23 protein-coding genes and 1 rRNA gene are annotated in these 25792 nt (G+C 57.4%); 2 read left to right on the plus strand and 22 right to left on the minus strand.

Annotated elements, in window-relative coordinates:
• The 22 genes from QP971_RS00005 to uvrA form a co-directional block, all read right to left on the minus strand.
• Nucleotides 1-74: ribosomal RNA gene (locus QP971_RS00005) — 16S ribosomal RNA — on the minus strand; the annotation flags it as partial.
• A 632-nt stretch (nucleotides 75-706) separates the two neighbouring features.
• The gene (gene tyrS, locus QP971_RS00010; protein ID WP_049378725.1) at nucleotides 707-1966 is read right to left on the minus strand and encodes a tyrosine--tRNA ligase; all 1260 of its coding nucleotides are present in this window, start codon (nucleotides 1964-1966) and stop codon (nucleotides 707-709) included.
• 23 nt (nucleotides 1967-1989) lie between these two features.
• Nucleotides 1990-2163, minus strand: coding sequence for a Trm112 family protein (locus tag QP971_RS00015; protein WP_005323252.1), 174 nt, complete (start codon nucleotides 2161-2163; stop codon nucleotides 1990-1992).
• Nucleotides 2164-2219: 56 nt separating this feature from the next.
• Nucleotides 2220-3257: an ornithine cyclodeaminase gene (ocd, locus tag QP971_RS00020; protein ID WP_005323253.1), complete on the minus strand. Its 1038-nt coding sequence runs from the start codon at nucleotides 3255-3257 to the stop codon at nucleotides 2220-2222.
• A 19-nt stretch (nucleotides 3258-3276) separates the two neighbouring features.
• Entirely contained in the window at nucleotides 3277-4794 is a 1518-nt protein-coding gene (locus QP971_RS00025; protein WP_284786788.1) for an amino acid permease, read from the minus strand.
• Nucleotides 4795-5012: 218 nt separating this feature from the next.
• On the minus strand, nucleotides 5013-6443 hold the full coding sequence (argH, locus tag QP971_RS00030) for an argininosuccinate lyase (protein ID WP_284786787.1): 1431 nt from the start codon (nucleotides 6441-6443) through the stop codon (nucleotides 5013-5015).
• Nucleotides 6444-6449: 6 nt separating this feature from the next.
• Complete coding sequence (locus QP971_RS00035; RefSeq protein ID WP_049378720.1) at nucleotides 6450-7670, minus strand: argininosuccinate synthase; 1221 nt, start codon at nucleotides 7668-7670, stop codon at nucleotides 6450-6452.
• 81 nt (nucleotides 7671-7751) lie between these two features.
• The gene (locus QP971_RS00040) at nucleotides 7752-8234 is read right to left on the minus strand and encodes an arginine repressor (RefSeq protein WP_179386459.1); all 483 of its coding nucleotides are present in this window, start codon (nucleotides 8232-8234) and stop codon (nucleotides 7752-7754) included.
• A 3-nt stretch (nucleotides 8235-8237) separates the two neighbouring features.
• On the minus strand, nucleotides 8238-9158 hold the full coding sequence (gene argF / locus QP971_RS00045; RefSeq protein WP_284810445.1) for an ornithine carbamoyltransferase: 921 nt from the start codon (nucleotides 9156-9158) through the stop codon (nucleotides 8238-8240).
• The gene (locus QP971_RS00050; RefSeq protein ID WP_284810446.1) at nucleotides 9155-10333 is read right to left on the minus strand and encodes an acetylornithine transaminase; all 1179 of its coding nucleotides are present in this window, start codon (nucleotides 10331-10333) and stop codon (nucleotides 9155-9157) included. Before QP971_RS00050 ends, argF begins: the two co-directional genes overlap by 4 nt.
• A complete protein-coding gene (gene argB, locus QP971_RS00055; protein ID WP_284791277.1) occupies nucleotides 10330-11265 on the minus strand; it encodes an acetylglutamate kinase in 936 nt (311 codons plus the stop codon). Before argB ends, QP971_RS00050 begins: the two co-directional genes overlap by 4 nt.
• Nucleotides 11266-11278: 13 nt before the next feature.
• On the minus strand, nucleotides 11279-12448 hold the full coding sequence (gene argJ, locus QP971_RS00060; protein ID WP_049378712.1) for a bifunctional glutamate N-acetyltransferase/amino-acid acetyltransferase ArgJ: 1170 nt from the start codon (nucleotides 12446-12448) through the stop codon (nucleotides 11279-11281).
• Between the two features lie 15 nt (nucleotides 12449-12463).
• Nucleotides 12464-13507 (minus strand): N-acetyl-gamma-glutamyl-phosphate reductase, encoded by a 1044-nt coding sequence (gene argC / locus QP971_RS00065; protein WP_284786780.1) that lies wholly within the window; start codon nucleotides 13505-13507, stop codon nucleotides 12464-12466.
• 143 nt (nucleotides 13508-13650) lie between these two features.
• Nucleotides 13651-16164 (minus strand): phenylalanine--tRNA ligase subunit beta, encoded by a 2514-nt coding sequence (gene pheT / locus QP971_RS00070; protein ID WP_284786779.1) that lies wholly within the window; start codon nucleotides 16162-16164, stop codon nucleotides 13651-13653.
• A 24-nt stretch (nucleotides 16165-16188) separates the two neighbouring features.
• The gene (gene pheS / locus QP971_RS00075; protein ID WP_284786778.1) at nucleotides 16189-17235 is read right to left on the minus strand and encodes a phenylalanine--tRNA ligase subunit alpha; all 1047 of its coding nucleotides are present in this window, start codon (nucleotides 17233-17235) and stop codon (nucleotides 16189-16191) included.
• Between the two features lie 103 nt (nucleotides 17236-17338).
• Nucleotides 17339-18142 carry a TrmH family RNA methyltransferase gene (locus QP971_RS00080; protein ID WP_005323262.1) on the minus strand — a complete coding sequence of 268 codons (804 nt, stop codon included), beginning with the start codon at nucleotides 18140-18142 and terminating at the stop codon, nucleotides 17339-17341.
• 107 nt (nucleotides 18143-18249) lie between these two features.
• Nucleotides 18250-18702: an NINE protein gene (locus QP971_RS00085; RefSeq protein WP_284786776.1), complete on the minus strand. Its 453-nt coding sequence runs from the start codon at nucleotides 18700-18702 to the stop codon at nucleotides 18250-18252.
• A gap of 153 nt (nucleotides 18703-18855) precedes the next feature.
• Nucleotides 18856-19239 carry a 50S ribosomal protein L20 gene (rplT, locus tag QP971_RS00090; protein WP_005323264.1) on the minus strand — a complete coding sequence of 128 codons (384 nt, stop codon included), beginning with the start codon at nucleotides 19237-19239 and terminating at the stop codon, nucleotides 18856-18858.
• Between the two features lie 55 nt (nucleotides 19240-19294).
• Nucleotides 19295-19489: a 50S ribosomal protein L35 gene (rpmI, locus tag QP971_RS00095; protein ID WP_005323265.1), complete on the minus strand. Its 195-nt coding sequence runs from the start codon at nucleotides 19487-19489 to the stop codon at nucleotides 19295-19297.
• 36 nt (nucleotides 19490-19525) lie between these two features.
• The gene (gene infC / locus QP971_RS00100) at nucleotides 19526-20047 is read right to left on the minus strand and encodes a translation initiation factor IF-3 (RefSeq protein ID WP_080970442.1); all 522 of its coding nucleotides are present in this window, start codon (nucleotides 20045-20047) and stop codon (nucleotides 19526-19528) included.
• Between the two features lie 270 nt (nucleotides 20048-20317).
• A complete protein-coding gene (locus QP971_RS00105) occupies nucleotides 20318-21166 on the minus strand; it encodes a serine hydrolase (protein WP_284786774.1) in 849 nt (282 codons plus the stop codon).
• Between the two features lie 7 nt (nucleotides 21167-21173).
• Nucleotides 21174-24014 carry an excinuclease ABC subunit UvrA gene (gene uvrA / locus QP971_RS00110; RefSeq protein ID WP_284810447.1) on the minus strand — a complete coding sequence of 947 codons (2841 nt, stop codon included), beginning with the start codon at nucleotides 24012-24014 and terminating at the stop codon, nucleotides 21174-21176.
• 65 nt (nucleotides 24015-24079) lie between these two features.
• Here uvrA and QP971_RS00115 point away from each other — a divergent pair, with 65 nt between their 5' ends.
• Nucleotides 24080-24682 (plus strand): MBL fold metallo-hydrolase, encoded by a 603-nt coding sequence (locus tag QP971_RS00115; protein ID WP_284810448.1) that lies wholly within the window; start codon nucleotides 24080-24082, stop codon nucleotides 24680-24682.
• Nucleotides 24683-24759: 77 nt separating this feature from the next.
• Nucleotides 24760-25776, plus strand: a complete 1017-nt coding sequence (locus tag QP971_RS00120; protein WP_284786771.1) for a DoxX family protein — start codon at nucleotides 24760-24762, stop codon at nucleotides 25774-25776.
• Nucleotides 25777-25792 lie beyond the last annotated feature (16 nt).

A 25792-nucleotide genomic window follows, 5' to 3' on the forward strand; every position in this document is an offset into this window, starting at 1 on the left:
CCTTTCCGTTCGACTTGCATGTGTTAAGCACGCCGCCAGCGTTCGTCCTGAGCCAGGATCAAACTCTCCACAAAAAAATTTCAGAACAAAAATCCGAAACAGGCCGTGAAAAGCCCGAAACCCAACAAAAGAAACAAACCACCACAAACCACACAAGGCTCATGCTGGCGTCCAAAAATTACTACAAAGAAAAATACAGTTCCCTCAACCCGACGGGGTCAAAAATAAGGAAACCAAAAAAGTTGAACACAATCACATGCCAACCAATCCATCTCAATGCAGCCGAAACACCAAACAGCATTCAAATGAGTACGTGTTCCACATACCCAACCGGCACACACCAACCAACAAACCACCTAAAGGCTCATTGGCAGACAAACCAATCAACACACAACCATGCACACAAAAAATAAAAAGTACATTGGCACACTATTGAGTTCTCAAACATCATCCGCACACCACAAAAAATTAACTTTTCGTTAACCTCTCGTTGGCGGCTCGTACAAACTTACCCAACCAAATGAACCAAGTCAAATCATCGAACCAAGTCCGCACAAAATTCGCTTAAAGTAACCAACCGGCTACCTCGCTGCGACTTGGATTAATGTAGTCCACCACAACCAAACAACACAAACCTGCAGGACAGAGTACAAAAATGAGAAATGACGTCCTTCCAACACGTGGAACGGACGTCATCTACTGCTCTTTAGCTCAACTTGGCACCAGCGAAGTTCTTCTTGCCTCGGCGCAGAACGAGCCAGCTGCCGTGCAGAAGGTCTTCCGCAGACGGCTCCCACTCTGCCGATTCGATGCGCTGGTTATTGACGTAGGCGCCGCCTTCCTTGATGGTGCGGCGAGCAGCGCCCTTGGAATCGGCCAAACCGCTAGCCACCAAAAGGTCAACAATGGTGCGCGGTTCGCCGGCGGCAATGTCCGCCACAGTGGTTTCAGAAAGTGCGCCGGCAAGGGTCTTCTCGTCTAGCTCAGAAAGTTCCGCCTTACCGAATAGCGCCTGAGCGGCAAGCTCGACAGCCTTGGTTGCCTCTTTACCGTGAACCAAATCGGTCATCTCTTGAGCCAGGCGACGCTGAGCCGCGCGCTTATAAGGCTCTTCTTCCACTGCGCGCTCGTATTCGGCAATTTCCTCCTGCGTCAAGAAGGTAAACCAGCGCAAGTAGTCGATGACCACAGAGTCACCGGCATTGAGGAAGTACTGGTACCAGGAGTATGCGGACGTCTTTTCCGGATCAAGCCATAGCTTTCCGCCGCCGGTGGACTTACCGAACTTCTGGCCCGAGGCGTCGGTGACGAGCGGCACCGTAAGACCATGTACCTTGGCGCCATCAATACGACGGTTTAGGTCAACGCCAGAGACGATATTGCCCCACTGGTCACCGCCGCCGATCTGCAATACGCAATCGCGCTCGCGGCGAAGCTGCACGAAGTCATTGGACTGCAGGAGCATGTAGGAGAACTCGGTATAAGAAATGCCGTCGCCCTCGAGGCGCCGCTTGACAGTATCGCGATCCAGCATCGTGTTAAGGGAGAAGTTCTTTCCCACGTCACGCAAGAAGTCGATGACGGACATGTTCATGGTCCAGTCGGCGTTGTTGACCATGGTGGCAGCCTGTTCACCGTCGAAGTCGATGAACCGTCGTAGCTGCCCCTTGATGGCCTCGAGGTTATGGGCCAGGTCTTCCTCGCTCAGCATGGAACGCTCGCCGACGTCGCGCGGATCGCCGATGAAGCCAGTTGCGCCACCCGCCAGTGCAATTGGGTGGTGGCCCGCGTTTTGGAAGCGGCGCAGCATGATGAGTGGGACCAAGTGGCCTGCATGGAGGGAGTCACCCGTGGGGTCGAACCCACAGTACAGCGCGATGGGGTTCTCGCATGCCTCGCGCAGGGACTCAAGATCGGTGGACTGGTTGATCAGTCCACGCCATTGCAGTTCATCGATGATATTCATGGGGATCTTTCTAAAAGTCGAAGTTAAGCTGGCCATTTCTGGGCGTGGTCTACAAGCATTACTGGGATGTCATCCTCAATGGGATAGGCAATGCCCAGCCGCTCGTTGACGAGGACCTGTTTATCTTCCAGATATGTCAAAGGGCCCTTGTCTTGCGGACAGACAAGGACCTCTAGCAACTTCGGGTCAAGACTCATGCGTCTTATCTTAGCGGGTCGAGGAAGAAGTTGGATCCCTCTACCCCACCTGCGGCTTAGAGCAGGGACGGAACGTTAGCAACCAGGGAGAAGAGATCCTTCGGGTCATCCGGGTTGGCGATGATGTCGATCTCGGACTCCAAGTCGGTGCCCTTGACGGAATCGCGCAGGTAACGCAGCGCGGAGAAGTCGTTGATAGCGAATCCGACATCGTCGAAGAGGGTAATCTGCTCGTCGTCATCGCGGCCAGTGGCCTGACCGGTGAGTACCTGGTAGAACTCGACAACCGGGAAGTCTTCCGGCTTCTGCTGGATTTCACCTTCGATGCGGGTCTGCTCTGGGAACTCTACGAAGACCTTGGACTTGTCCAAGATGGAGCTCTCCAGCTCGGTCTTGCCCGGGCAGTCACCGCCAACGGCATTGAGGTGGACGCCTGGGGCGACGTGGCGCTCAGCCAGAATCTGGTTCTGAGCCTTGTCTGCGGTACAGGTGGTGATGATGTCTGCACCCAAAACCGCCTCGTCGACGCTGGAACAAGCAGTGATATTAAAGCCCAGTGGCTCCAAGTTGCGCTTGAACTTTTCTACCGCCTCAGGGTCGATGTCATAGATGGTAATGTCCTCAATTCCCATAACGCCGCGGAAGCCAAGCGCCTGGAACTCGGACTGGGAGCCGGCACCGACCATGGCCATGCGCTTGGAATCCTTGCGTGCCAAGTGCTTTGCCACCATGGCGGAGGTCGCGGCGGTACGCAGTGCGGTAAGCAGCGTCATCTCGGCTTCGAAGGTGGGGTAACCATTGTCGACGTCGGCAAGCACGCCAAAGGCAGTAACGGTCTGGAAACCACGGGCCGGATTGGACGGGTGACCGTTGACGTACTTGAAGGAGTACTCCTTACCGTTGGACGTAGGCATAAGCTCAATGACTCCGAACGGGGTGTGGGAAGCAACGCGCGGAATCTTGTCAAAGCGCTCCCACTCGCGGTAGTCAGCCTCGAGGTAATCCACCATTCCGGTAATGATGTTTTCAACGCCCTCGCGCTGAATCCAGCGCGCCATATTTTCTACGTCTACGAACTTAACAGCGTGGTTCATAAGAAGTCCTTTCTTAGATTTAGTTCTTCGGGTGAAGGTCTGTTTGCGGTGCGGCCGGGAAGCTGGAGGTAGGTAGGTGCTTCGCCTTCCTCTCTTCCGCGATAGTACGGATGCGGTCGCGCCATGCGTACCACATTGCCATAAAGACCGGGACGAGGAGCAGAGTGGATGCCAGCGCATAGGTACCGATTGGATAATCAAAGGCCATCAGGACAATGACCAGGCCAATGAAGATGAGTACGGCCCAGTCTCCGCCTTCGCCAAACGGCGAGCGGTATCCCGGCCGGGTGTAGCTTCCGCTCTTGGCCAGGCGCACAAACTTGAGGTGCGAGAGCGCAACTGCCGCCCAGGACGCCAATGTGCCCAAGGCTGCCAGGTTGAGCACGATTTCAAACGCCATCTCCGGCACCACATAGTTGAGGAAGACGCCTACCAAGCCCACCAAAGCCGCCATGACGATGCCGCCGTAGGGAACACCAGAATTGGACATGCGAGCGCCAAACTTCGGGCCGGAGCCGGAGGTGGACATGTTGTACATAATGCGGCCGGTGGAATACAAGCCGGCGTTGAGCGAGGAAATCGCAGCGGTGATAACGACAAGCTGGAAAATCGGGGCCGCCACACCTACACCGAGGGACTCAAAGAAGGTCACAAATGGCGACACGTCAGCGACGTAAGTGGTGTACGGCAGCACGAGCGTGAGCAGCAGCACGGAGCCGAAGTAGAAAATCAGGATGCGCAGCAACACGTTGTTGACCGCACGCGGAATGTGCTTTTCTACGTTTTTGGTCTCGCCGGAGGTGGTTCCAACGAGCTCAATGCCAGCGTAGGCAAAGACGACACCTTGGACCACAATGACGGCAGGCATGAGGCCATTGGGCAACCAGCCACCGGTATTAGAAATGAGACTAAAGCCGGTCGGGTCGCCACTCGGGTGGCCGAAGATGAGGACACCGATGGCCACCAGCATGAAGATGATCAATGCAACAATCTTAATCAGCGAGAACCAATACTCCAGCTCGCCGAAGATCTTCACCGAGAGCATATTGAATACCAGGATGCCGCAGATAACTACGAGGGCAAGTGTCCACTGCGGAACGGAATCGAGCCACGACGTGTATTGGCTAAACCATTTGATGTAGATAGCTACGGCTGTGCCATCCGCCACCAGGGTCATGGCCCAATTTCCCCAGTACAACCAGCCGGTAACAAAGGCGGTCTTCTCGCCGTAAAACTCGCGGGCATAGGAAACGAAGGAGCCGGAGCTGGGGCGGTAGACGATGAGCTCGCCAAGAGAACGCAGGATGATATAGCCGAAGAAGCCACAAATAAGATAGAGCACCGCGAGAAACGGTCCGGCGTCTTGCAAACGACTTCCGGTGCCCAGAAGAAGACCGGTACCGATGGCAGAACCGATGGCGATCATCTGCAGCTGGCGATTGCCCATTCCCTTTTGCAGACCGTGGTCTTCTGAGGCGTAGACCGCTTTCTCGTTCTCGTGCGGCCCCGCTGTGGGCGGGGGCGAATTTACTGTCATAGGAGAGATCGTCCTTTCCTTACGATAAATGAGTCTGTTAGGTCACATTCTCTGCATGAATACTAACGCACCACACTGTTACCCATGTCACCACTACCCCCATTGTGTTCAACAACGCAGCTGACAGGTTGGGGATGGGGGTCAATCTCCCACCCCCGCAGCGAGATATAAAAGAACCGCATGGCCAGTGACCATGCGGTTTTAAACAGCCCCGAGAATTAGCGCAGCGGCTTCTGCGCCCACGTGCGAGCAGCCGCAGCACGCTCGCGGACAGTCTCGCGCTGCTCCGCCACGCGGACACCAGCGGTGCCGCCCTTGGTGGCACGAGAGGCCACTGCCCCGTCGATAGTGAGCACGTCACGGACGCTAGGCTTCAGCCGCTTGTCGACGCCCGCCAAATCCTCATCGGTGAGCTCCACTAGGTCAACTCCCCGCTCCTCAGCGATGCGCACACAGGCGCCGGACGCTTCGTGCGCCTCGCGGAAAGGAACGCCTTGGCGAACCATCCATTCGGCCAAGTCGGTAGCCAGCGTGAACCCTCGCGGGGCAAGTTCGCGCATGCGGTCCTCGTGGAAAGTCAGTGTGGACACCAGCCCGGTCATTGCCGGCAGCAGCAGGTTAAGCTGCGCCACCGAATCAACGATGGGCTCCTTATCTTCCTGCAGGTCGCGGTTATAGGCCAGCGGCTGTGCCTTTAGCGTAGACAACAGGCCAGTGAGGTTACCGATAAGGCGGCCAGTTTTGCCGCGGGTGAGCTCCGGAACGTCCGGATTCTTCTTTTGCGGCATGATGGACGAGCCGGTCGACCACGCATCATCCAGGGTGACGTAGCCGTATTCCGGCGTGCACCAGTAGATAATTTCTTCCGAAAGTCGGGACATATCGACGGCAATCTGCGCCAAGACGAAAGCCGTCTCGGAGGCGAAGTCACGAGCCGCAGTGCCATCCAAGGAGTTCTCCGCGGCGGCATCAAAGCCGAGTTCCTCCGCAATGGCTTCCGGATCTAGCTGCAAGGAGGAACCGGCTAAAGCGCCTGAGCCGTAGGGCGATACAGCCAAGCGCTTATCCAGGTCCTGCAGACGCTCAATATCGCGCAGAAGTGGCTGCGCATGGCCCAAAAGCTCATGCGCCAAAAGAACTGGCTGCGCCGCCTGCGAGTGAGTTTTGCCCGGCATTATGGCGTCCGGATGTGCTGCTGCCTGATCGGCCAAGGCATCCACCAAGTCGCTCACCTGAGCCGCGGTATCGCGAATGGCATCACGTACCCACATGCGAAACAGCGTCGCGACCTGGTCATTACGGGAACGACCGGCGCGCAGGCGACCGCCTACCTCTGGGCCTACAATCTCGATAAGCCCGCGCTCCATCGCACCATGGACGTCCTCATCCGTGGGCGCTGGGCGGAACTCACCAGAGGCCACCTTCTCGCCTAGTTCGGTGAGGCCGGAGAGCATGGTGTCCAAATCGTCGTCGGAAAGCAAGCCAGCCTTATGCAACACCTTGGCATGCGCCTTGGAGGCTAGTACGTCATATGGTGCCAGCACCCAGTCAAAGTGGGTGGATACAGAGAGGGCAAACATCGCCTCAGATGGACCGCCGGAGAAGCGGCCACCCCATAGGGCACCCTCATTAGTCTTATGCGGTTCCATGTGCTCCTACTTCTGCGCGCTGGTGGGGAAACCGCCGTCGCGGTCACGCTGGTTGGAGATCTGGGTGGACAGGCCGTGCAGCTGCACAAAGCCCTTGGCTGCGGTCTGGTCGAAGGTATCGCCAGTGTCATAAGTAGCCAGGTCAAAGGAGTACAACGACTGACCGGAACGGCGCCCAGTGACCGTGGCGGTACCGGCATGCATGCTCAGGCGAATATCGCCAGTGACGTTTTCCTGGGACTCCTCAACGAAGGCATCCAGAGAACGCTTCAGCGGCGAGTGCCAGAGGCCGTCATAGACCTCTTCGGACCAGCGGGCATCGGTCAAGCGCTTGTAGCGGGCCAACTCGCGCTCCACGGTGACATCCTCCAGCGCCTCGTGGGCCTGGATGAGGACCATGGCGCCCGGAGCCTCATAGACCTCACGGGACTTAATGCCTACCAAGCGGTCCTCCACCATATCCAGACGGCCAATGCCCTGCGCACCGGCGCGGCGGTTGACCTCTTCAATAATCTGCAGCGGGGACATCTTCTGGCCATCAACTGCCACCGGGATGCCCTTCTCAAAGGAGATGATGATTTCATCCGGGGCATTACCCAGGCTCGGGTCCTCGGTATAGGCATAGAGATCCTTCGTTGGCGGGTTCCACAGATCCTCAAGGAAACCGGTCTCTACCGCGCGACCCCACAGGTTCTGATCGATGGAAAATGGCGAGGAAGCGGACTGCTCAATCGGCAGGTTGATCTCTTCCGCGAAGGCGATAGCCTTATCGCGGGTCCAGGCATAATCGCGTGCAGGGGCAATGATTTCGAGGGAAGGATCCTGCGCACGGAAGGAAACCTCGAAGCGTACCTGGTCATTACCCTTGCCGGTGCAGCCGTGGGAGACGTGGGTGCCGCCGAATTCCTGCGCCGCTTTCACCAAATGCTTGGTAATGAGGGGGCGGGAAATAGCCGATACCAACGGGTACTGCTTCATGTACATGCCGTTTGCCTTGATGGTGGGAACGCAGTATTCCTCTGCAAACTCATCCTTGGCATCGATAACGATGGATTCTACGGCACCGCAGTCAAGTGCACGCTGGCGAACCGATTCCATATCTTCGCCACCCTGGCCCAAGTCCAGGGAAACGGCGACAACGTCACCACCGGTCATTTTTGCTAGGTACGGGATGGCAACGGAAGTATCAAGGCCACCAGAGTAAGCCAAGACTACGCGTGCGGACATGGTTAAGCTCCTTGTTCTATTGGAAACAATTCATCTAAGTACATAATATACGATGGTGGTGTGAATTGCCACCACCGCCGTCTAAATATTTCGCGTGGTAAGTGTCACTGCCAGATCTGCGCCCGAGACGCCCTCGCGCGCCAAGACGAAGATGGTGTCATCTCCGGCGATGCAACCGATGACGTCGTGCAGCCCCACCCTGTCAATAAAGCTGGCAAGGTACTGGGCCGCACCAGCTGGGGTGCGCAGCATAGCTATATTGCCGGAAGAATCATGGGATACCACCAGCTCATCGAGCATGCGGCGCAGCTTTTCACGGGGGCCGCCCACCTGGTCTTCAAATTGCTCCAGTTCACCGCCGACCACGTAGTAGGAACGGCCACCATCGCGCTTTACCTTCTTCGCCCCCAGCTCATCCAAGTCACGGGACAAAGTGGCTTGGGTGATGTCGATGCCGTCTGCGAGAAGAAGCTCGGATAGTTGCACCTGGCTGGTGACGCGATTGCGATCCAAAATCTCCAAGATCTTGGCCTGCCGAGCATTGCGGGTGGTCGGGGTGTTCATTACTTAGTTGATCTCCTTATTTATTTCGAGCAACCAGACAAGAAGCGCTTTCTGAGCATGCAGGCGGTTCTCCGCTTCATCAAAGACGCGCGACTGTGGTCCATCAATTACCTCAGCCGTGACCTCATTTCCACGGTACGCCGGCAAACAATGTAAGAATATTGCATCCTTATGCGCTTTGCTCATTATGGTCGAATCAACCTGATATGGCAGGAACGGCGTACGCCTATCTCGGCCATCATTTTCCTGCCCCATAGAGATCCACGTATCGGTGATGACTACGTCTGCACCTTCAACTTCATCCACGTCATCAGTAATGGTGATGTTGCCCCGCTTGCGCGCGCGGTCGACGAATTCCTGGCGCGGCTGGAATCCTTCGGGCGCGATAATAGAGACATCCATGCCGGCCGTGGCGAAACCAATCATGTAGGAGTTAGCCATATTATTATCGCCATCGCCTAGGTAGACGGCCTTTTTACCTTTGAGGTCACCCAAATTCTCGCGACAGGTCAGCAGGTCAGCCAGAATCTGGCAGGGATGCAGGTCGTCGGAAAGCGCATTGACCAGAGGAACGGTCGCAGTCTCCGCCATCTGAAGGAGGTTGTCATGGTCAAAGGTGCGCCACACGATTGCCTCCACGTACCGCGAAAGCACCGCCGCCGTATCTTGGTAGGACTCCCCTTTGCCCATCTGAGTCGTAGAAGTATCGACGGTAATGCCCTTGCCGCCCATATTCGCTACTGCGGTTTCAAAGGAAAAGCGGGTCCGCGTAGACGTTTTATCAAAAAGCACCGCCACGGTCTTAGGCCCCTCTAGTGGGCGCTCCACAAAGGGATCCTTCTTGAGCCTTTCAGCTAGGTCCAAAACGGTTGCTTGTTCTTGTGGGCTGAGATCGTCGTCAGCCAGAAAGTGTCGCAGGTTCATGCCAGTTCCTCCACTATCGTCCGGAATGTTGTCAGTGCTGTGTCTAGTTCATCGTGGGAAATAACCAAGGGCGGGGTGAGGCGGAGTACATTCTCACTGGGTGCGTTGAGGATGAGCCCCTGTGCAAGCCCGTCGCGCACGGCCTGCTTAGCCACCGGTTGTGCTAAAACAATGCCGAGCATCAGGCCGCGGCCGCGTACGCGTTCTACAAGCGGCAATTTTTCAATCTCTTGCCGCAGATAGGAACCCTTACGGGTAACTTCCGCAAGAAAATCCGCATCCACCGTGTCAAGTACTACGTTCGCCGCAGCGCAGGCCACGGGGTTTCCGCCAAAGGTGGTGCCATGAGAGCCAGGTTTAAACAAATCCCTCGCGCGACCGCGGGTAATGGTCGCGCCGATGGGTACTCCGGCACCTAAGCCCTTCGCCATGGTGATGACGTCCGGTTGAATGCCTTCTACCTCGTGGGCGAAAAAGGTGCCGGTACGTCCTGCGCCCGTCTGCACTTCATCCACGATGAGCAAGATGCCGTATTCATCGCACAGCTCGCTTACCTTCTGCATGAATCCCGCAGGGGCCGGAATGACGCCGGTCTCTCCCTGAATTGGCTCAAGGATGATCGCCGCGGTATCGGTGGGATCTTGCTCTACCAACTGACACAGGTAGTCCGCGTCCCCGAACGGGTAGAACTCCACCCCGCCCGGTAGTGGGTGGAAGGCGCGCTGCTTATCGGGCTGGCCGGTCAGGGCGAGCGCACCCATGGTGCGGCCATGGAAGCCGTGCTCTGCCGCGAGGATTCGGCGCCTGCCAGTCAAGCGGGCAAGCTTAAATGCGGCCTCGTTCGCTTCGGCGCCAGAGTTGCAGAAGAAGACGCGGGCATCGCTATCTCCTACTCGCCTAATCAACTTCTCCCCGGCGTCGAGCACCGGCTGCGTGGCAAAGAGGTTCGAGGTATGCACCAAGGTGCGGGCCTGGCGCGAAACCGCCTGCGCCACCTGCGCATTGCCATAGCCCAAAGAATTGACAGCAATCCCAGCGAGAAGGTCGATATAGCTCTTCCCCTCCTCATCGGTCAGCGTTGCTCCTTGGCCGGAGACGAGGCCTACTGGTGGCGTGCCGTAGGTATCTACAATCGTCTTCGACCACCGCGGGGTCAAGCTTGGTGGCTTTTTCATGCTGCATCGTCCTTCCTAAAGATGGTCCCTTCGGGATAGTCGTGTTGGTCATAGTCATCTGGCAGCACCATGGTTCCGACGCCGCCTGGGGTTAGAAGTTCTAAAAGCACCGAGTGACCAATCCGGCCATCAATAACGTGGGCGGCCGATACCCCAGCTTTTACCGCCTTAAGGCAGGACTCCATTTTGGGAATCATGCCGGAGTCCAAGTACGGCAATAAGCGGGATAGCCGGCCACACTCGATCTTTGACACCAAGGACTCCCGGTTCGGCCAGTCCGTGTATAGTCCTTCCACATTGGTCAAAATGACTAATCGCTCTGCTCCAATCGCGCTGGCCAAAGCGCCCGCCGCACTATCGGCGTTGATGTTATAAATCGCGCCATCTTCTCCCGGTGCAATGGTCGAGACCACAGGGATGCGTCCGGCCTGGACAATGTCCATAACGGCAGCAGGATTAACCTCTACGATGTCGCCGACCATGCCAATATCGGTAGGTTCGCCATCGATCTCCACCAGCCGTTTCGTAGCCCGAAATAGTCCTCCATCTTCTCCCGAGGTCCCCACTGCATAAGGACCATGGGAATTGATGAGGTTGACTAATCCGCGGCCCACCTGCCCAAACAGCACCATGCGCACGACGTCCATGACTTCCGGCGAGGTCACGCGGAAGCCGCCTCGAAACTCCCCTTCAATGCCGAGCTTTTGCAGCATGGAGTTGATCTGCGGCCCGCCACCGTGGACCACCACGGGATGGACACCGACGGTGCGCAAAAAGACCATATCCGCCGCAAAGGCCGCCTGGAGCTCCTCATCCACCATGGCATTTCCGCCATATTTCACCACCACTATGGTGTCCCGATAGTGCTGGAGCCATGGGAGGGCATCCGCCAAGACAGCGGCGCGCTCGTGGTCACTAAGTCCGCTAAACATTCTCATCTCTTCCCTAGGAGCTATACGCCGAATTGATTTCCACGTAGGCATGGGAGAGATCCGTCGTGCGCACGAATGCCGACCCCGCGCCTCCCGTGCCCAGATCCACGCGAACATCGATATCGGCGCCGCTAAGGTCCACCTCACGCGCCCCCGGCGTGCCCGTTGATGCCCGACAGACCGGCTGGTCATTGAAATAGACGGAGATATTATCCGGCTCCATTTCTGCATCTGCCATTCCCACAGCGGCGAGGACACGTCCCCAATTAGGATCGGAACCAAACATGGCGCACTTAAACAGGTTGTCGCGGCCCAAGGTGCGCGCGGCATTGAGGGCCTGGTTATCCGTGGCAGTGCCCTCTACCGTGATTTTGACGCGCTTAGTCACGCCTTCCGCATCCGCTTGCAATTGGTCCGCAATGTCCGCGCACACCGCGAGCACCGCCGCATCCAGCTTTTCTTGGCTGGGTGCAATACCCGATGCCCCAGAGGCCATGAGGATTACCGTGTCATTGGTGGAGGTAGACCCATCCACGTCGAGGGTGTTAAAAGTCTTGGCTACGGCCTTGTCTAGGGCGCTGTGGAGTGCGGGAGCACTCGCGGCGGCGTCGGTAGTAAGGCATACCAACATTGTTGCGAGAGAAGGAGCCATCATGCCTACTCCCTTGCCCATGGCCCCCACTGACCAGCCGTCCGCAGCATAGGTCGCTTCTTTGGTCACGGTATCGGTGGTCATAATGGCTGCGGCTGCCGCGTGGGCGTGTTCCGCACTCGTGCCAAGGCCCTTCACTACGTCGGCCGCACCAGCCAGCACCTTGTGCATTGGCATGGGCTCACCGATAATCCCCGTCGAACAGGCGGCAATGTCTCCCTCGGGAAGATGCAGGGAGTGAGCAACCTCAGCTACCAGTGCAGAGGCGTCCTTGTCCCCCTGCGCACCATTGCACGCATTGGCGTTGCCAGAATTGAAGATGACCGCAGCAAGCTGGCCATCGCTTAGCGCCTTGCGGGACAGTTTCACCGGCGAGGCCACCACGCGGTTGCGGGTAAAAACCGCCGCCGCATCGAAGCACGGACCATTATTTACCACCAAGGCCATATCGGGTGTGCCGGAGGGCTTAATCCCCGCTGTAGTTGCGCCGGCGCTAAAGCCGGCGGGGCCGGTAATCCCAGCTGTATTCATTTTATTCTCCTAGTGTTATGGGGCCACGGCCGCTTGCGGCAGGCCCGCGGTTTCATCCCAGCCAAGTGCCAGGTTCATACATTGCAACGCGGCGCCAGCTGTTCCCTTGCACAGGTTGTCTAGCGCTGAAGTGACAACGAGCCGTCGGGCGCGTTCGTCCACGTGAGCTTGGATATGGACCATGTTGGTGCCCACGACGTTCTGGGTTTCGGGTTGCTGCCCGCCTGGAAGGACGTGGCAAAAGCTCTCTTGGGCATAAAAGTCGCGGAATGCTGTCTCCACGTCACGCTTGCCGACGCCCCCTCTAAGCCCCGCCGTAGTCGTGGCCAAAATCCCACGGGGTAAGGGCGCAAGAACCGGTGTAAAGCTGACGGAGAGCTTCTGCTGGGCAAAAGGCTGCAGGTTCTGCAGGATCTCTGGGGTGTGTCGGTGCGTCCCGCCAGGTTTATATGCTTTGAGGTTTCCCATGGTCTCCGCGCCAAGGTGCGCTACAGAAGCTTTCTTCCCGGCACCAGAGACGCCGGTGATAGCGATGACCGAAAGGGTCGGCTCCACGAGCTCGTGCGCCACGGCCGGCAGAACCCCAAGGGTAACCGCTGTAGGGAAACATCCCGGTATTGCTATTCGGTGAGCACCCCGCAGCGCTTCCCGATTGCCGGGCACCTCCGGAATTCCATAGGGCCAGCTTCCGGCATAGTGGCCGCCGTAGAAGGAATCCCAGTCAGACTTGCTACGAAGGCGAAAATCGGCTGCACAATCGATCACGGTGGTCTGCTCGCCCAGTTGCTGGGCGATGTGAACAGAGTGCCCATGCGGTAGGCCCAGAAAAACAATGTCGTGCCCACGGAGCTTTTCAACGGCCGTCTCCTCAATGACTCTGTTCGCCAACTGAGGCAGGTGCGGCATGAGCTCAGCTACCGTCTTCCCGGCGGTGGAATGTGCCGTGAGTGCGCCAATGCGCAGGCGGCCGCAAAGATAGGCCGGATGAGATAGCAGCAGGCGAAGGATCTCGCTTCCTGCGTATCCGGTGGCGCCTGCTATTGCTACTGAAATCGTCATAGGGGTGACTATAGCAATAAATACACTCGCCCGTATGTTATTCATACAAATTGCGAAAAATACCTGGTTAAAGCTTCGCTAAGAGCGAAAAATGTATGAAAAAAGGGGCGGTGAGCTATATCTCACCGCCCCTTTTGGGAAAGCTATGCGCGCATCTCTGCGCCCAAGCGTTGCTTAGCCAGCTCCGCTGCCGCCGTGCGGTGCTCATTGACTTCCTCATCAGTCAACGTGCGATCCGCTGCACGGAACAGAAGCTGGAAGGCCAAGGACTTCTTGCCCTCACCCAACTGCTCACCACGGAAAATGTCGAAGAGCTCGACGGTCTCGATGAGTTCGCCCGCCCCCTCTTCCACGGTGGCGCGCACGCGCTCTGCTGGGACGTCTTCATCCACCACGAGCGCAATGTCCTGGTGCAATGCTGGGAAGGAGGACAGTACCGGCGCAGGGAACTTCTCTTCCAATGGCATAGCGGTAACGTCCAGCTCCATAGCGCAGGTACGCGCCGGCAGGTTCAGCGCTTCCAGAACCTGCGGGTGAAGCTCACCGGCATGGCCCAGAACCACATCAGTGCCAGCAACCTTCACGGCAGCACAACGACCTGGGTGCCAGGGAAGAACGTGCGCGGCCTCCAGCTCGATATCCACACCGGCGGCGCGAGCGACCTGGCGGGCGGATTCGATAGCGTCGGCGTAGCTATATGCGCGACCCTCGCCCCACGGTCCCTCATGCTCAATATTGCCGGTGGCCACCGTTGCAACGTGCAGCGGCTGCTCAGGAAGGGTATCAAGAAGATCGGAAACAACCTGCTCAGAAGGTCGCTGCTCGACAGAAGGCATGGGCGACGCCGCGGCGCGCTTGAATGCCACTTGCTGCAGACCATACAGGGCGAGGTCGCTGCGGCCACGCGCAACATTGCGGCCGATGGCCTCCAGCATGTTCGGAAGCAGAGTCGTGGACAAGATGGCCTTATCTGCCTCTAGCGGGTTCTGCACCTCTACGGTGCGGCGGCGAGCATCATCCTTGTCCAAGCCCCACACATCAAAGGTGTCGTTCGCCACGAACGGGGCCGGCAATACCTCTGCATAACCGGCATAGGCCAGGCCGTGACCAATAGCGCGGCGACGCTTCTGCGCTGGGGTCAGACCGCGGCCGCCGGCCGGAGTAGGCAAGACGGTGGGAATGTCCTCCAAGCCCTCCAGACGTAGGACCTCCTCAATGAGGTCAACATCCATAGAGATATCGGTGCGCCACGTGGCAGGCGTTACCTGCAGCATTTCCCCCTCATCGGCAACAGTGCAACCGACTTCCTCGAGGCGGGAAATAACGGTTTCACGGGAATAGTCAACGCCTGCATACTCGCTAGCCTTTGCGGTGCGCAGGGCAATAGGCTCGCGCTTGGCGACGCCCCCGATAAGCGTCCGGCCTTCCTCAATGGTGCCGCCCGCCAGCTGCTGCAAGAGCGCACATGCGGTGTCTAGAGCGACCTCGACGACCGCTGGATCCACGCCACGCTCGAAGCGGCGGGAGGACTCGGAAGACAACTTATGGCGGCGGGAGGTGCGCGCCACGATGATCGGATCCCAGATAGCGGATTCGAAGACAACATCAGTGGTCTCCGCCGAGATTTCGGAGGTTGTACCGCCCATGACACCGGCCAGGGACTGGATGCCATTGTCGTCGCAGATGACCACGTCTTCTGCAGAAAGCTCACGCTTTACGTGATCCAGAGTCTCGAACTTCTCACCCTCCTCCGCGTTACGGACAACAAGGTTTCCTTGGATCACGTTAGCGTCAAAGGCATGCATCGGGGTGCCCAACAGCAACATCACATAGTTTGTAATGTCCGTAGGCAGGTTCACGCTGCGCTGGCCGCAGAGCATGAGCTCGCGCTCCAGCCAGAACGGGGTACGCGCCTGCGGGTCTATACCGCTGACTTTGCGGAGGCCGAAACGCTGCGCCTTGGTCGCGGGGTCTAGAGTGACGTCGATAAGCGAGCCCTGCGCCGCCGGAACAGCAGATGTATCAATTCCAGCAACCGACGGATCCTCGGCAATATCGGCAAATTCTAGATCGAAAGCGGAGGCAATCTCACGGCTCAAACCGCGCGCGGATAGGGCGTAGCCGCGATCCGGGGTGATGTTGACATCAAAATCGGTATCGTGCAGCCCAATAATCGGGCGAGCATCCTCACCTACTTTGTCGGCGACGTCATCGCCCAAGACGATGATGCCGTTGGCCTGCGCGCCCAAACCGAGCTCAGCGCCGGAGCACAGCATGCCATTGGAGATGTGATCGTAGGTCTCGCGAGCCGCAATTTTAAAGCCACCTGGCAGTTCCGAGCCCGGAAGCGCCACAACGACATAGTCATTCAAACGGAAATTACGAGCACCGCAAATGATGCCCTGCAGCTCGCCGGTCCCATTAGCCTGGCCAACATTCACCTGGCAGTAGCGGATGGGCTTTTTGAACTGAGTAAGTTCCTCGATCTCTACCACCTGGCCGATGACCAGCGGACCGGTGCTCTCCGGAACAGCAGCATAACCTTCGGTTTCAAAACCGACGCGCACGAATCCGGAGTCCATATCAGCAGCGGAAACGTTCCAACCAGGGTTCTTAGCGCCCAGGATGCGGGTGACCCAGTCTTGGGAAATAAGCATTAGTGTGTCTATCCTTTCTGGGTTTTAAGCCTGCACGCCAAACGGCAGGGTGAAGCGGACATCGCCTTCGACTATGTCGCGCATATCGGTCAAGCCATTGCGGAACTGCAGCGTGCGCTCGAGGCCCATGCCAAAGGCAAAGCCCGTGTATTCCTCTGGGTCAACACCAACGGCGCGCAGCACATTGGGATTCACCATGCCGCAGCCGCCCCACTCGATCCAACCGGCGCCGCCCTTCTTATTCGGGAACCACACATCAACCTCGGCAGAGGGCTCGGTGAACGGGAAGTAATTCACGCGCATGCGCGTCGTGGTCTCCGGACCGAACAACACCTTGGCCAAGTGCTCAAGGGTGCCGCGCAGGTGAGCCATGGTCAGGCCCTTATCCACGGCCAAACCTTCTACCTGGTGGAAAACCGGGGTGTGGGTGGCATCCAGCTCATCGGTGCGGAATACGCGACCTGGGCAAGCGATATACAGCGGCACATCGCGCTCCAGCATCGTGCGTACCTGTACCGGAGAGGTGTGCGTGCGTAGCACCTGCTTAGAGCCCTCGCCGGAGACGTGGAACGTATCCTGCAGGGTACGCGCTGGGTGATCCGGCTTAAAGTTCAAAGCGTCGAAGTTAAAGTACTCCGCCTCAACCTCGGGGCCATCCGCGATTTCCCAGCCCATGCCGACGAAAATATCCGCAATGCGTTCTGACAATGCGGTAATCGGGTGAAGCGCACCAGTCTGGGTGCGAGTGGTAGGAATCGTCACATCTACGGTCTCTGCTCGCAACTGCTCCTCGCGGGCCTTTTGCTCCAAGACGTCCTTAACCTGGGCAAAGCGCTTTTCCATCTTGCCGCGGGCCATGTTGACAGCCTTGCCAGCGCTCTTGCGCTGGTCCTTGGGCAGCTGCCCCAATGACTGGCGAGCCTGCGGAATATAGCCGCCATCTCCTAGGTGCTCGCGGCGGGCTGCAGCCAACTCATCGAGCGTTTCGGCTGCGTCGAAGGCTGCGATAGCCTTTTCGGCCGCGGCCCCAAGAGCCTCTTCGGTCAATTCGATCTGCGGTGTATCGGACACGTACTTCGTACCTTCTTCTCGCGCGAAAACTAACGCGTGCAATCTTACTCTGTCCCGGCTAGTCCGACCGCCCCAGGGACCCCCTTTTCATTCGGGGATCTGCTTAGCTGTGCTCTTGGGCTTTTGCTGACTCATAAAGACAGATACTCGCCGCGGTCGCTAGGTTGAGTGACTCTGCGCGCCCACGTAGCGGAATACGCACCCGCATATCGGCTTCTTCCAGTAGCTCGCCCAATCCGTGGGCCTCGTTGCCAAAAAGCCACGCCGTTGGCTGAGATAGATCTGCCTCTGCGAGGTCTACTTCCCCATCAGCGGCCGTCGCCACAATCTGCATGCCTGATTTACGCAGCTGCCCCAAAACGTCTTTGATATTGGGATCCCGCGCTACTGGGACATGAAATAGCGAACCGGCTGAAGCGCGCGCTACCTTGCAGCTGAGGGGATCGACCGTCTCGCCCGCAAAAATTACTCCATCTGCGCCCATGGCGTCAGAAGTCCTAATCAACGTGCCTGCATTGCCCGGCTCCGAAGTGAGCACGGGAACAGAGACCAAACTTGGCTTGCCGTTAAGGATTTTGCCCGCGGACCACAGCACTGGCTTGCATAGCGCGAAAAGCCCCGTGGTGGTGGCGGTATCAGATAAATGCTTAGCCGCTTTATCGGTAATGGGATGTACGTACACCCCCATGTATCCACAGGCGGTAATAATGTCACCGAAGCGTTCTGCGGCCTTTTCAGTGACGAAAACATCAACAGCCGCGCCTGTAGACACCGCGGCATCTACGGCGTTTTCTCCTTCAATCAGGAATTGCTTCGCCTTCTTCCGGTTAGCCGCACGGTGCAGCTTGGCTGCGTTAACAATGCGCGGAGTGCGTTCAGTAAAGGCAGAGTCAAAATCCAAATTCATGGCTCCTACCCTACCTACTAGTTGCCTAGCCCCAGGCTCAGCCCCTGCTGCGTAGGCAAAATAAAAGTCCTGTTGCCGATTTGGCAACAGGATCACAATGTTGGGTGCTACTTAGCTAGTGGCACGCCGCGGGCGTCCTTATCGTAATCACCGGCGCCGACAATGATCATAATGAACTCAATAAAGACCCAGATTCCGACGATGGCCCAAAACGCGAATCCGAGCAAGAACCAGAAAGTAGCCCAGCCCAAGATATTAAGCACCAGCTGCGCTACGCCAAAGCTCGTGCGGCCGGTATAAAAGTTATGCGCGCCGAAGAAGCCCAAGAAAAAGCACAGAAGCAAAGTCGCGATCCAAGACTTTTGTGGTCCCTGCGCCACATACTGCTGCTGCACCGGATAGGAACCCATATTCGGTTGTGGTGCATAGCCTTGGTGGTACTGCGGCTGGTAACCGGCCTGCTGGTTATAGGGGTTGTACTGCTGGCTCTGGTTGTTGTCATAAGAGTGGCCAGAATACTCGCCGTTTTCTGGTTGGTAGCCACCATTTGGGTTTGTCACAGGGAAATCTGCTCCTCGGTCTCAGGGTTACTCGGGGTCTCGACCCAATGTAGCATGCGAGGCCTAGCTCACTAGACAGATAGAGCGTAAAACCAACAAGGCCCGCTTCGCCTGGCACATAAACCGGAGAAACGGGCGTTGTATTCCTAGTAACTAGGCAGCCTTAGGAGCGTTAACGTCCTCAGGCAGGGCAGCCTTGGCAGCCTCGCACAGTGCGGAGAATGCCTCGAAGTCATTGACAGCAAGCTCAGCCAGGATCTTGCGGTCAACCTCGATCTCAGCCAGGCGCAGGCCGTGGATGAGACGGTTGTAGGTGATGTCATTCATGCGGGCAGCAGCGTTGATGCGCTGGATCCACAGCTTACGGAACTCAGACTTACGAGCGCGACGATCGCGGTAAGCGTAAGTCATGGAGTGCAGCCACTGCTCCTTCGCCTTACGGTACAGGCGGGAGCGCTGGCCGCGGTAGCCCTTAGCGGACTTCAGAATCGCGCGACGCTTCTTCTTTGCGTTAACTGAGCGCTTTACTCGTGCCACAGTGATACTTCCTTAATTCGAATTGTGATGGCGGATGTGGGTTGATTCGGCGCTATTATGCGCGGCCGAGCAGGCGCTTGACGCGCTTGGTGTCAGGCTGTGCGACTGCCTCGGTGCCCTTCAAACGACGGGTACGCTTGGACGGCTTGCCCTCCAGCAGGTGGCGGCGGCCAGCCTGCTCACGGCGCAGCTTGCCGGAACCGGTCACCTTGATACGCTTTGCGGTGCCCTTGTGGGTCTTCTGCTTCATGAGTATTAAGTCCTTAAATCCTACGTGGAATCTGGTCTACTTCTTGCCCTTGCGAACCGGACCCAAAACCATGGTCATATTGCGACCATCCTGCTTGGGGCGGGACTCAACAACGCCAACTTCAGCGACGTCATCGGCCAAACGCTCCAAGAGGCGGAAACCCAGCTCCGGACGCGATTGCTCACGGCCACGGAACATGATGGTCACCTTGACCTTGGATCCCTTCTCGAGGAAGCGAACTACGTTACCCTTCTTGGTCTCATAATCGTGATCATCGATCTTCGGGCGGAACTTCTGTTCCTTAACCACGGTCTGCTGCTGGTTCTTACGGGCTTCGCGAGCCTTCTGAGCCTGCTCGTACTTGAACTTGCCGTAGTCCATGATCTTGGCCACTGGGGGCTTTGCCTTCGGGGCGACCTCAACTAAGTCAAGGTCAGCCTCGTATGCAAGCTTGCGAGCATCATCAGTACGGACGATGCCCACCTGTTCACCACCGGGGCCTACCAAACGGACCTCGGGTACTCGGATACGCTCATTGATGCGAGCTTCAGCGCTGATTGTGGTTCTCCTCGATTAGGGGGTGTATGAGTAAGTAGTTCACCTACCGGGACCACAAACGAATCAAACCCGGTCTGCCAAAGACAGCCGGGAGTTCTCACAGTGCCAAGCACGTTTGCTTGGTTACCTTTACCTTTATCCTACGAACAGTGTTCGCGGCATCGGGTGGGAGATACTCCGCTTGTGACCCACGAACCTTGAAAAGGCGTCATGGGCGGTAGTGGCTTTGAGGATAGCAGCTTCTCCCCTTTCCACCAAATCGCAACTCGCTTAGCTGTCCTTGCAATGGGCAGCTGGTTTAATAATGCCCTTCTTTACCCCTCTATCAACGATGCCCACCATTTCATGGGCGAGGTACTTTACCGCTGGCTCAGCTTTGGCATAATCCTCACCATCGGTAACCACAGATAACGCGACACCAACGCGCTTTCCGGTGACCTCATGAACACCAAATTGGCGGTAGGTGTACTCATTTTCGTCCTCGTCCAAGCCCCAGCCACTTTTGGCGCGGGTTCGCTCCTCTTTCGACAGGCCAATTTTCTGCCAGGACACAATGTCTTTGAGTACCTTGTGGACGTAGTCCGCCTCCTCAATGCAGGGCAATTCGGCACCGAAGACTGCCTGGTCTTTCAATGACCACGTGGAGTAGCCGAAGGCGGTGTCATGGATATCCGCGTGCGATCCATAGTCTTCGAGCAATTCCTCTACGGCCTTATCGGCGGAGCCTTCGTGCCATTGCACCTGGGACCACAAGGAGTAGGCGGCATCGTTATCTGATTCCTTGATTGCCAAGTCAACCAGGCTTTTATCCGCGCCGTCTTTCAGCGCCGCGATGGCGATCGGCACCTTAATGGTGGACCAGACAGGGCCCTTGCCCTTATCGCCCACAGCAATGGTGTCATTGCCGGCTGAAATAGCGACCCCAACCTTCGCGTGGTACTTCCTTGCGGTCTTCTCCACTGCACGGTCAAGCTGTGTGCGCACTGAGTCCGGGTTGGGTGCCGAAGGGGCCGTCGCGGGTGCTGAGGCCTTCTTAGTCTCAGGATCGCTAGAGCAGGCGCTCACCGTAAACAGAGTGAGCGCTGCCAGCAGGCTAACGCCGAGGCGGTAACTATTCATTGTGCCCCTACTTCAACATTTCCTTTAGGTACCTTCCGGTATAGGAGCCTTCCACCTGCGCAACATCTTCCGGGGTGCCCTGGGCGACTACGGTGCCACCGCCGGCACCGCCTTCCGGCCCCATATCCACGATCCAGTCCGCAGCCTTGATGACATCGAGGTTGTGCTCAATGACAAGCACCGAATTGCCCTTGTCTACGAGGCCTTGGATAACCAACATCAACTTGCGAATGTCCTCAAAGTGCAGACCAGTGGTCGGCTCGTCCAAGATGTAGATGGTCCTACCGTTGGTGCGCTTTTGCAGCTCCGAGGCGAGCTTAACGCGTTGCGCCTCACCGCCCGAAAGCGTGGTAGCGGCTTGGCCGAGGCGAACGTAGCCCAAGCCGACGTCGACAAGCGTGGCAAGGTAGCGGTGAATCGAGTTGATGGGCTCGAAGAAGTCCGCTGCCTCAGAAATTGGCATGTCGAGCACCTCGGCGATGTTCTTGCCCTTGTAGTGCACCTCCAAGGTCTCGCGGTTATAGCGAGCGCCCTCACACACCTCACACGGAACATACACGTCCGGCAGGAAGTTCATCTCGATCTTGATGGTGCCATCGCCTTGGCATGCCTCACAGCGCCCACCCTTGACGTTGAAGGAGAAGCGGCCGGCCTTGTAGCCGCGAACCTTGGCCTCCTGGGTTTCGGCAAAAAGGTTTCGGATCTTGTCAAAGACGCCCGTGTAGGTTGCTGGGTTGGAACGCGGGGTACGGCCAATCGGGCTCTGGTCTACCTGGACCAGCTTATCTAAGTGTTCCACACCCTCGACGCGCTGGGCACGGCCGGGGACTTGGCGGGCACGGTTGAGCTTATTGGCCAAAGTTTTGGCCAAAATCTCATTGACCACGGTGGATTTACCCGAGCCGGAAACGCCGGTAATGCACGCCAGCACTCCCAGCGGGATTTCGACGTTTATGCCCTTGAGGTTATTCTCGCGCGCACCCACGACTTTCAGGGTGCGGTCCTTGTCGATCTCACGGCGGTGATCCGGGACTGCGAGCACCTTCTTGCCAGATAGATACTGGCCGGTCAGGGACTCCTCTACCTTTTCAATTCCTGCCGGTTCGCCTTGGTAGACCACCTCGCCACCATATTCACCGGCACGCGGGCCCACATCTACGAGCCAATCGGACTCCCGAATGGTGTCTTCATCATGCTCGACCACAATGAGGGTATTGCCAATATCGCGCAAACGCTGCAGCGTCTTAATAAGCCGGTGATTATCGCGTTGGTGCAAGCCAATAGAAGGTTCATCGAGCACATAAAGTACACCGGCCAAACCGGAACCAATCTGCGTGGCCAAACGGATGCGTTGTGCCTCGCCGCCCGAAAGCGTGGATGCGCCGCGATCCAGCGTCAGGTAATTCAGACCAACGTCCAGAAGGAAGCGCAACCGAGCCTGGGTTTCCTTGAGTACCGCACCGGCAATGATTTCCTCGCGGTGTCCCAGCACCAAAGAGTCCAGGAATTCAGAGGCATCCTCAATCGAAAGCGCACACAGTCCCGCAATGGACTGCTCACCATGAGTAGTAGAAGCCAAGCGGACAGCCAAGATCTCCGGCTTCAAGCGCGTGCCTTTACAGGTGCTGCACGGCACGCGGCGGGTGTACTGCAGCAGGCGGTCTTTTTGGGACTGAGAATCGGTCGTTTCCAGCTTGCGGTGAATGAAACCGGTCGCGCCCTCAAACGGCGCGGTCCAATTACGCTGGCGCCCGTAGCGGTTCTTGTACCGAACCTGCACCTCCTCGTCCGTGCCATAGATGAACGCGTGGCGCTGCTCCTTGGTCAATTCGTTCACTGGCGTCTTAGGGTCAAACCCCATTGCCTTACCCAGTCCCTCCACTAGCTTGACAAAGTAGCGGGAGTTGGGAGAGGAGTGCCACGGCTGAATCGCATCAACCGCCGGGGCCTCTGGATCCGGAATAAGCAGGTCAACATCGACTTCCAACTTGGTACCTAAACCGTCACACACCGGGCAAGAACCAAACGGGGCATTGAAAGAAAAAGCACGGGGCTCATACTCTTCGATGGTCAGCGTATGGCCATTCGGGCAGGCGGCCTTCTCCGAGTACGTGTGGGTGAGCTCTTCCCTATCCACGAACTCGATGGTGACTAGGCCATCCGCCAAGCGCAGGGCCGTTTCCACCGAATCCGTTAAGCGTTGCTTCTGCGAGGCCTTTACCTGCAGACGGTCAACCACTACCTCAATATTATGCTTGATCTGCTTCTTTAGCTTGGGAGGATCACTGAGCTGATGGGTCTCTCCATCCACTCGCACGCGGGAAAAACCCTGAGCCGACAGGTCTTGGAAAAGATCCACAAACTCGCCCTTGCGCTTGCGCACTACCGGTGCAAGTACCTGGAATTTCAGCTTTTCTTCCAGATCTAGCACCGCATCCACAATCTGCTGCGGTGTTTGGCGCTCAATCACCGCATCGCATTTTGGACAGTGCGGGGTACCAGCACGGGAAAATAGCAAGCGCAGATAGTCGTAGATCTCCGTGATCGTGCCCACCGTAGAACGTGGATTATGGTTGGTGGATTTTTGATCAATGGACACCGCGGGTGACAGGCCATCAATAAATTCCACGTTCGGCTTGTCCATCTGCCCTAAGAACATGCGGGCATAAGAACTCAAGGATTCCACGTAGCGGCGTTGACCTTCAGCGAAGATGGTGTCAAAGGCCAGCGAAGATTTACCGGAGCCGGATAGACCGGTAAAAACAACCATTTTATCGCGGGGGATATCGATATCCACGCCCTTGAGGTTGTGCTCGCGGGCACCGCGCACCACCAAACGATCAGCCACTGTGCTCAGACCTCCAGTACTAGGGATTGCAATCTCCCCTCGAATGTACCCGTAGGCTAGGAAACATGACTAACGAGCTTGAGCTACATCAGATTTCCGTGTCCGAAATGGACAATAACTGCTACCTCCTACAGGCGGGCGAAGAGGGCTTGCTTGTCGACGCCGCCGATGACGCCCCCGCAATCCTCGACATGGCCCGCAAAGCTGGAGTGAAAATTACCGCGGTTCTCACGACGCACCGCCACTGGGATCACGTGCGCGCGCTCGAGGAGATTTTGTCCGAAACGGGTGCCACTCACTACGCCTCCTTCTTGGATTCCCCCGCCTTCCCGGCTGAGGTAGACGTGGAGCTGCGCGATGGCGATTCCATCGAGTTCGCGGGTCTTCAGCTGCCAGTCATCATCTTGCGCGGCCACACCCCCGGCGGGGCAGCTCTGGTTGCAAGCATCGATGGCGTGACCAATCTCTTCGTAGGCGATTCCCTCTTCCCCGGCGGCCTGGGCAAGACCACCTCTGAGGGTGACTTCGTACGCCTCTATAAGGACGTTACGGCGCGTATCTTTGATGAGTTCCCCGACAATACGATCGTGCGCCCGGGACACGGCAAGTCCACAACCTTGGGCGAGGAGCGCCCCAAGCTTGGTGACTGGTGGGAACGCCGCTGGTGATCCAGTGGCTAATTTCCGCGTACAATGGTCTAGCACACGATAGGTCTAGAACAACGAGCTAAGGAGCTTTAAGGACTATGATTCGCAAGCTTGCCCGCCCCATGCTGGCATCCGTATTTGTATGGGAAGGCGTAGACAACCTGCGCAACGCGTCCGAGCACGTCAAGGAAACCGAGGGTTTCCTCAAGACCGTGCGCAAGGCCGTTCCTTCTGAGTACCAGGGCTACATCCCCAATGACCCAGAACTAGTTACCCGCGCCATTGGCGGCGCTAAGGTAGGCGCCGGCTCCACCTTGGCTCTGGGCAAGGCACCGCGCACTTCCGCTGCGGTGCTGGCCGCTGCTACCCTTCCCAACCTGATTGGCAAGAACAACTTCTGGGCTGCAGACAACAAGGAAGACAAGGAATCCCGCCGCAACGGATTCGTTACCAACACCGCTTTGCTCGGCGCACTGTTTATCGCTACCCAGGACACCGAGGGCAAGCCTTCCCTGCGTTGGCGCGCACAGAAGGCCGGCAAGCGCACCAACAAAAAGATTCAGCAGGCGCTGCCTACTAAGTCTGAATCCGAGCAGAAGCGCGAAGAGCTCTCTGCCCGTGCTAACGAGCTGTCTTCCAAGGCCGGCGACTGGATCAACGAGACCTCTGCCAAGGCACAGGCTTACGTAGACGACAACAAGGATGACTGGCAGTCCACCGGCCGTGGTCTGCTAGATACCGCAAAGTCCTATGTTGACGATGCCAAGACCTACGTAGAGGACAACAAGGACGATTGGCAGGAGTCTGGCCGCGACTTGCTGGGCAACGCCAAGTCCTTCATTGAGGACTCGGTCGACAACGCCAAGACTTACGTTGAAGACAATAAGCGTGACTGGCTCGAGACCGCGCAGGCTAATCGCGACATCGCCCGTACCCGTGCGGTGAAGGCAGCTACCAAGGCTCAGGCACGTGCCGATAAGGCCGTCGCCAAGCTGGATGGCGCAAAGTCCAAGCGCGCAAACAAGAAGGCCTCCAAGCACGCTGAAAAGCTACAGCAGGAGGCAAATAAGAAGATTGAGGCAGCTATCAAGAAGCTGGAAAAGCGCTCTAAGTAGCCACATCTTCCTCGGC

It is taken from the genome of Corynebacterium marquesiae, from assembly GCF_030229635.1.
In the GTDB taxonomy this organism is placed as follows: domain Bacteria; phylum Actinomycetota; class Actinomycetes; order Mycobacteriales; family Mycobacteriaceae; genus Corynebacterium; species Corynebacterium marquesiae.